Origin of the sequence: Paenibacillus sp. OT2-17, from assembly GCF_009827695.1 — a bacterium.
In the GTDB taxonomy this organism is placed as follows: domain Bacteria; phylum Bacillota; class Bacilli; order Paenibacillales; family Paenibacillaceae; genus Paenibacillus; species Paenibacillus polymyxa_B.
The window spans coordinates 1-6889 of record NZ_WUDQ01000177.1 but is presented as its reverse complement, the minus strand read 5'-3'; the positions used below and the strand labels follow the sequence as shown (position 1 = coordinate 6889).

At 44.7% G+C, this 6889-nt stretch carries 8 protein-coding genes and 1 pseudogene; all 9 read left to right on the top strand.

Annotation, left to right across the window (positions count from 1 at the left end):
• Positions 1-12 precede the first annotated feature (12 nt).
• Positions 13-726 (top strand): annotated as a pseudogene (gene yfmH, locus GRP75_RS16505) (EF-P 5-aminopentanol modification-associated protein YfmH); the annotation flags it as partial.
• Between the two features lie 20 nt (positions 727-746).
• On the top strand, positions 747-1514 hold the full coding sequence (gene ymfI / locus GRP75_RS16500; protein WP_160789832.1) for an elongation factor P 5-aminopentanone reductase: 768 nt from the start codon (positions 747-749) through the stop codon (positions 1512-1514).
• 102 nt (positions 1515-1616) lie between these two features.
• The gene (locus GRP75_RS16495) at positions 1617-1871 is read left to right on the top strand and encodes a DUF3243 domain-containing protein (RefSeq protein ID WP_013309950.1); all 255 of its coding nucleotides are present in this window, start codon (positions 1617-1619) and stop codon (positions 1869-1871) included.
• Positions 1872-2098: 227 nt separating this feature from the next.
• Positions 2099-2872, top strand: a complete 774-nt coding sequence (locus tag GRP75_RS16490) for a DUF3388 domain-containing protein (RefSeq protein ID WP_013370747.1) — start codon at positions 2099-2101, stop codon at positions 2870-2872.
• A gap of 30 nt (positions 2873-2902) precedes the next feature.
• Entirely contained in the window at positions 2903-4015 is a 1113-nt protein-coding gene (locus GRP75_RS16485) for a helix-turn-helix domain-containing protein (RefSeq protein WP_160789831.1), read from the top strand.
• Positions 4016-4099: 84 nt separating this feature from the next.
• On the top strand, positions 4100-4264 hold the full coding sequence (locus GRP75_RS29265) for a hypothetical protein (protein ID WP_023988236.1): 165 nt from the start codon (positions 4100-4102) through the stop codon (positions 4262-4264).
• A gap of 143 nt (positions 4265-4407) precedes the next feature.
• Positions 4408-4899 carry a YajQ family cyclic di-GMP-binding protein gene (locus GRP75_RS16480; RefSeq protein WP_023988237.1) on the top strand — a complete coding sequence of 164 codons (492 nt, stop codon included), beginning with the start codon at positions 4408-4410 and terminating at the stop codon, positions 4897-4899.
• 210 nt (positions 4900-5109) lie between these two features.
• A complete protein-coding gene (gene pgsA / locus GRP75_RS16475; protein ID WP_013309954.1) occupies positions 5110-5697 on the top strand; it encodes a CDP-diacylglycerol--glycerol-3-phosphate 3-phosphatidyltransferase in 588 nt (195 codons plus the stop codon).
• A 95-nt stretch (positions 5698-5792) separates the two neighbouring features.
• A partial coding sequence (locus GRP75_RS16470) for a competence/damage-inducible protein A (RefSeq protein WP_160789830.1) occupies positions 5793-6889 on the top strand: 1097 nt, incomplete at its 3' end.

Here is a 6889-nt window from a genome sequence, read left to right as displayed (position 1 = left end):
ATTTTCTGATTCTATGAAGCTTTCTACCATCCAAGCAATATGATTCTTTTTGTAGTGGGCGGAGTGGATCCAGCTGAAGTAATAGAGCTGGTACGTAACAATCAGGCTAAAAAGGACTATAAGCCGCAGGGAGAGATCGAGCGGATTTTCGACGATGAACCCACTACAGTTGCAGAACCACGTCGTGAGGTAAAGCTGGCCGTTTCTCTGCCAAAGCTACTGTTTGGATTTAAGGAGGCTGAAGTAGGCCTAACGGGTGAAGAATTGCTCCGTCATGATCTGGAAACCAAGCTGATGCTAGATCTCCTGTTTGGCTCCAGTACACAATTGTATCAAAAGCTCTACGATGAGGATCTGATTTCGGACAGTTTTGGTCATGAGTACAATAGCACGCAGCAATATGCATTCTCTGCAATCGGTGGGGATACCAAAGACCCGGATCGGCTGTTGGCGAGAATACGTGAAGAGGTGGAGTCCATCCAGAAGCAGGGCTTTGCAGCAGAACATTTTGAACGGGCACGCAAAAAGAAAATCGGTGGTTATCTGCGTACACTCAATTCACCAGAAAATATTGCGCATGAATTTACAAGACATCGCTTCCGGGGCAGTGATTTTTTCCAACTGCTTCCGATTTATGAAAGTATCACGCTTGAGGATGTAAATCGCCGTCTGAAAGACCATATCCAGTGGGATCGACTCGCAATATCACTAGTGGTGAGTCCGTAATGTCCAGGGAGAGGGAAACGATGACCACCGAGGGCGGAGAACTAAAAGCGATTGGCGATACAACCGTGCTGATTACAGGGGCAAGTGGCGGAATTGGTGCGGCTATTGCTGAGCGTTTTGCAGCTGTAGGGATGAATGTGGTCATTCACTACATGAAGTCCCATGAAAAAGCAAATGAAGTTGCCCGTCGTTGCATGGCTTATTCAGGCAAGGTAATGACCGTGTCAGCGGATCTGCGGAGCAAGGAGCAGATCGAACGCATGCGTGAAAAGCTGGATAATCACGGGATGAAGCCGGATATTCTTGTGAATAATGCCGGACTATCTCATTATGGGCTGTTGACAGATGTTTCGGAAGAGGAATGGGACGAAGTGATGGCTGTCAATGTTAAGGGAACCTTTTTGTGCACGCAGGTTTTTATGCCACATATGATTTCCCAACGCTATGGCCGCATTGTGAATGTTTCATCCGTGTGGGGGATATGTGGTGCTTCGTGCGAGGTGTTGTATTCCACCACCAAGGGAGGCATTAACGCTTTCACTAAAGCGCTGGCTCAAGAGGTAGCACCTTCCGGGGTGACAGTGAATGCTGTAGCTCCAGGTGCAGTGGATACGTCGATGCTGGATCATTTGGATGAAGGCGAAATTACCAGTTTGGAAGAAGAAATTCCTGCTGGACGATTGGCTCGACCTGATGAAATATCGTCCCTAGTTTATTTTCTTGCGCTTCCTGAGTCAGGTTATATTAATGGCCAGGTCATAAGTCCTAACGGAGGATGGGTGCCTTAAGGGAAATAGCGCTTGGAGGAATCCACCAGTATAGTAAGCGTCTGAGAAGAGCATATTACAACTGTTGATTTTAAATCTGAATCATCTAAGGAGGATTTAAGTATGTCAACAGTTGTTCAGAATTTTGATGTTTGGAAAAAGTTCCTCGGTCAGCGTGTAGAGCAAGCGGAGAAGCTGGGAATCAGCCAAGATACCATTTCAGAGCTTGCTTATGAAATTGGTGATTTTCTGGATGAGAAGGTCGATCCAGCCAACCACTCCAACCGCGCACTGAAAGAACTGTGGGGAGTTGCCGATGAGGACGAGCGTCACACCATCGCCCGGCTAATGGTTAAATTGGCCAAGAGCAACGCATAAGTAGGAACCAACACGAAAAGCTCCCTTTTGGGGGCTTTTCTGTAATGGTTACAGAGCTGTTCTTGTAATTCCATTGTAATTTATATATCATAAACGTGATTGAGGCTTACAACACAATGCAGCCTATCAAATTTCAATAATTGGTTTTGTCGAAAGATGTTATTTTATGATACAATAATGCTTTGATTTGGAGTTGTTGACGGTTTGAATGTGAATGAGGTGCTAACGTGACGGAAGAAACGAAACAGTGGTACATGGAGTACAAGATACATAAAAATCGACCCGGACTGCTGGGAGACATTGCTTCCATGCTTGGTATTCTGGGGGTTAATATACTGACGATCAACGGTGTTGAAGGCGAAAGACGGGGGATGTTGCTTGAAACGGACGATGACGAGAAGATACGCATTCTCGGAGACACGTTAAAAAAAGCGAGCAACATTACAGTCACGGCCTTACGTGCTCCGAGACTGGTTGATATATTGGCAGTAAGACACGGCCGTTACATCGATCGGGATTCGGATGATCGTAAAACATTTCGCTTTACACGCGATGAGCTTGGGTTGCTGGTCGATTTTTTGGGTGAAGTATTAAAGAGGGACGGCAATCAGGTGATCGGTCTTCGCGGGATGCCGCGTGTGGGCAAAACGGAATCCATTATTGCCAGTAGTGTATGCGCAATGAAGCGTTGGACTTTTGTGTCTTCAACGTTACTACGACAGACGGTGCGCAGTCAGCTCTCTGAAGAAGAAATGAACCCAAACAATGTGTTTATTATTGATGGTATTGTGAGTACAATTCGGTCAAATGAAAGACATTATCATCTGCTTCAGGAAATCATGAGTATGCCAAGTACTAAAGTGATTGAGCATCCTGATGTATTTGTACGTGAATCAGGATACAGCTTTGACGATTTCAATATCATTATTGAGCTTCGCAATAATCCGGCTGAGGAAATTATTTATGATACCTTTACAGCCAGTTATACAGAAGATCTTTAAATAAGCGTAATTACACAAGGAGATGATGACATGTCAGAACTGGGTCAGCAATTAAAGGAGGCCCGGCTGCAAAAAGGATTGAGCCTTGACGATGTTCAGGAAATGACGAAGATACGCAAACGTTATCTGGAAGCCATTGAGACGGGCGATTACAAAGTGCTGCCGGGAAGCTTTTATGTCAGAGCTTTTATTAAAACATACGCTGAAACGGTCGGGTTGAACCCCGATGAGATTCTGGAAGGGCATCAAAGCAATGTGCCTGAACCTGAGCCGGAAGCAGTCATGGAGCCTGTTACACAGAAACGCTCCAGCCGTCCCGCCACGATTGGTAATCTTAAATGGTTGCCTACAGCGTTAATGTGGCTTTTTCTAGTTCTCATTGTTGGGGTTATTTATGCTTATTGGGTGAGCAACAACCATTCAACTCCAAAAACAGCAGAAAACACAACGCCGATTACAACACCAAGCACCACACCAAGTACAACACCAAGTACAACACCAAGTACAACACCAAGCACCACACCAAGCACGTCTACTGCTGATACCACTACGACACAGCCGAACAATGGTCAAACGACGGCTCCAAATGGTGCTGGTGGGCAGACTCCTGATGCGGGACAAACCGGCCAAAGTCAGCCCGGTGGTACGGGGAGTACGGGTGCTACTACTCCAGATACTGGACAGCAGCCGGATACGACTACGCCACAACAAGGTGTAACTGTGGCACAGGACGGCAAGCAAGGCAAGACGACGATTTTTAAAGTTTCCAGTTCAACGGGAGCCGCGGTCAAGGTTGATATTAAAGCGACGGGCGAAAGCTGGCTTGAAGTGTACAAGGGAGAAAATTCCCGTGGAGAAAAGCTGAGTTATGGTATGACTAAAAGTGGAGATGCCATGTCATTCGATATTGGTCCAGAAGGTTTATATATCAAATCAGGACGGTCTTCTGCCACAGATATTTCCGTAGCAGGTCAACCGATAACAGATAATAAATCGACTACTCGTGTACTGATCCAGCAAGGAGAAGCTTCTTCGACCGGAACGAGTGCAGGGGTGACGGGTTCACCTACAGATTCTACGACAGGTAGCAGTACGGATTCAGCACAAAGTAGTACAGATTCTACAACTACTGATGGTGAATAAACGCCTTGGTGCGAGGAAATACTAATGACTGTAATTCCTGGAAAGGCAGTCATTCCATTTTCCGCAAAGTGAGGTGTATACGTTATGACCGTCAGCTGGATTGTGACTGGGCTCGGTATAATTGTCAGTTTACTGGGCTATTATCTGACACCGAATGCATGGGGCTATGGCATACTGGGCTTTGGTCTTGCTCACATTGTGCTTGGACTTTTGGATATGTTCCGAACTCCAACACGAAGCCATAATTAGATATTTTGACCGTAAATGAAATAAAGGCGTTTTTGTCAGGAAAACTGGCAAGAACGCCTTTTTAGTCAACGGATTATTGGATTTTTGTAAATGACTAGCCTATAATTAGATATTGAACTTTGTTGTGAAAGGAAAGTGAAACGATGGCTTCAGAAAATTCATTTGATATCGTCTCCAAAATGGATATGCAGGAGTTAACAAATGCGGTTCATCAGACGGAGCGTGAAATTGAAACTCGATTTGATTTCAAGGGTAGCAAAAGTAGCCTTAAGCTTGAGAAAGAAGCTCTTACGATTGCATCGGAAGACGAATACAAGCTGAATGCGGTGATTGATATTTTGCAATCTAAAATGGCCAAACGAGGTCTGTCCCTTAAAAATGTGGAGTATGGCAAATTGGAACCCGCCTCTTTAGGTTCAGTGCGTCAGCGTCTTTCGCTTAAGCAGGGAATTGATCAGGATAATGCCAAGAAAATTAACATTCTTATTCGGGACTCCAAGCTAAAAGTTAAAAGTCAGATTCAAGGTGATCAAATCCGAGTGACCGGAAAAAACAGGGATGATTTACAGGCGATCATTCAATTGCTGCGTAAAGCTGATTTGCCATTGGAGCTTCAATTTACAAACATGAAATAAAGCCGTTTTCCCTCATACATTTTGTAGGAAAAAACGTTGCTTGATGTGCGGCAGGTTATTTTGACATGCGTTTTGCGCCATATTATACTTGTAACGAAAATGCAGACAATTTAGGTGTATAGCGCTCGTTGATAGCGATTTACATAGGATTGAATTTAATCCGAAAACTGCCATTTGTAATCAAGTACGATAATCAGGGGAGAGTGTGTTGTGAATTTACCCAACAGAATTACAATAACGCGGATTTGCCTTATTCCGGTGATGATGCTGGCTTTGCTGGTGGACTTTGATTTTTATCCGCCGCCGATTGAGATCGGAGCTTTCAAGCTGCCGTATAATCAGCTGATTGCGGCTATCATTTTCCTTGTAGCAGCCAGCACGGATGGTCTTGACGGATATTTGGCACGTAAAAATAATATGGTCACCAATTTGGGCAAGCTGTTGGACCCCCTTGCTGATAAGCTTTTGGTAACCGCCATTTTGGTTTCCTTGGTAGAAATGGGGAAAATTGATTCGTGGATTGTCGTTGTGATTGTTAGCCGTGAGTTTGCGGTTACGGGTCTGCGTCAGATTGCCTTACTGGATGGTTCTGTGGTTGCTGCAAGCAATTGGGGCAAATTGAAGACGATCATCCAGATCGTTGCTATTGTAGCGTTGCTCATTAATAATTTCCCGTTTGTTTTTCTTGGTATCCCGTTTGATTTAATAGCGATATGGGCAGCGGTGTTGATCACCATTTATTCGGGTATTGATTATTTTGTGAAAAATATCCACTTGCTGAGCTCCTCCAAAGTTTAACAGGATAAATTTTATGGAAACAGCAATAGGGACTAAACTTATTGCTGTTTCTTTACATAATTCCCATAATATTCGCAGTACAGGAGGAAGAATTGATGAAAGCTGAAATAATTGCAGTAGGTACAGAGTTATTGCTCGGACAAATAGTGAATACAAATGCTCAATATTTGTCACAGGAGTTGGCTACAATCGGAATCGATGTATATTTTCAGACTGTAGTTGGCGATAACATAGATCGGCTTCAGGAAGCGATAAGAATTGCTCAGAAGCGTGCGGATATTATTTTGTTTTCCGGTGGTCTGGGACCGACTCAGGATGATTTGACGAAAGATGCGATAGCGTCTGTATTGGGGCGAAAATTGCACATAGATCGTCTTACAATGGACAAGCTAGATCAGTTTTTCCGTAACCGTGGGGTAGAAATGACCGAGAATAACCGCCGGCAGGCGCTTTCTATTGAAGGCGCTACTCCGCTTGAAAATGAGACAGGGCTAGCTGTGGGCGACGCAATTGCACAGGACGGTAAATTTTATGTAGTTTTGCCTGGACCGCCTAAGGAACTCAAACCCATGTTTGCAAACCAAGCGAAACCTTGGTTGCTTCAGCAGGCATTGAGCGGTGAGGAAATGCCAATTTATTCAAAAATGCTAAAATTTGCAGGGATAGGTGAGTCAGCTCTTGAAACCCATTTGTTAGATCTGATCCAATCCCAGACAGACCCCACGATTGCTCCTTATGCCAAGGAAGGGGAAGTCACGATCCGTATATCCACCAAGGCGGCCAGCGAAAGTGAAGCACTAATTAAGCTGACGGCTACGGAAGTAGAAATTCAGCAGCGTCTTTCGGAATATATGTATGCAAGTGAAGATGTTACGCTGGAGAAGGTTATCGTAGATCTAATGGCCAAACGCGGGCTCACTGTGAGTGCGGCAGAAAGCTGTACAGGTGGAATGCTGATGGAACACATCACTTCTATACCTGGCAGTGCTTTTATGTTTCAAGGTGGCATCGTGTTCTATTCCAATGAAATGAAGATGAAATTACTCAACGTGCCTTATGATTATTTGGAAGGGGATCAAGCGCCAGGTGCAGTGAGTAAGGAAGTAGCCCTTGTGCTTGCAGAGCAGGCGAGAATGATCATGGACAGCGATTTTGGACTTTCAGTTACTGGTGTTGCCGGGCCTGGGTATTC

What these genes read in the sequence shown, in the direction of transcription:
- ymfI (WP_160789832.1), top strand. Translation starts at nt 747, where the DNA reads ATGACCACCGAGGGCGGAGAACTAAAAGCGATTGGCGATACAACCGTG.
- GRP75_RS16480 (WP_023988237.1), top strand. Translation starts at nt 4,408, where the DNA reads ATGGCTTCAGAAAATTCATTTGATATCGTCTCCAAAATGGATATGCAG.
- GRP75_RS16485 (WP_160789831.1), top strand. Translation starts at nt 2,903, where the DNA reads ATGTCAGAACTGGGTCAGCAATTAAAGGAGGCCCGGCTGCAAAAAGGA.
- GRP75_RS29265 (WP_023988236.1), top strand. Translation starts at nt 4,100, where the DNA reads ATGACCGTCAGCTGGATTGTGACTGGGCTCGGTATAATTGTCAGTTTA.
- GRP75_RS16495 (WP_013309950.1), top strand. Translation starts at nt 1,617, where the DNA reads ATGTCAACAGTTGTTCAGAATTTTGATGTTTGGAAAAAGTTCCTCGGT.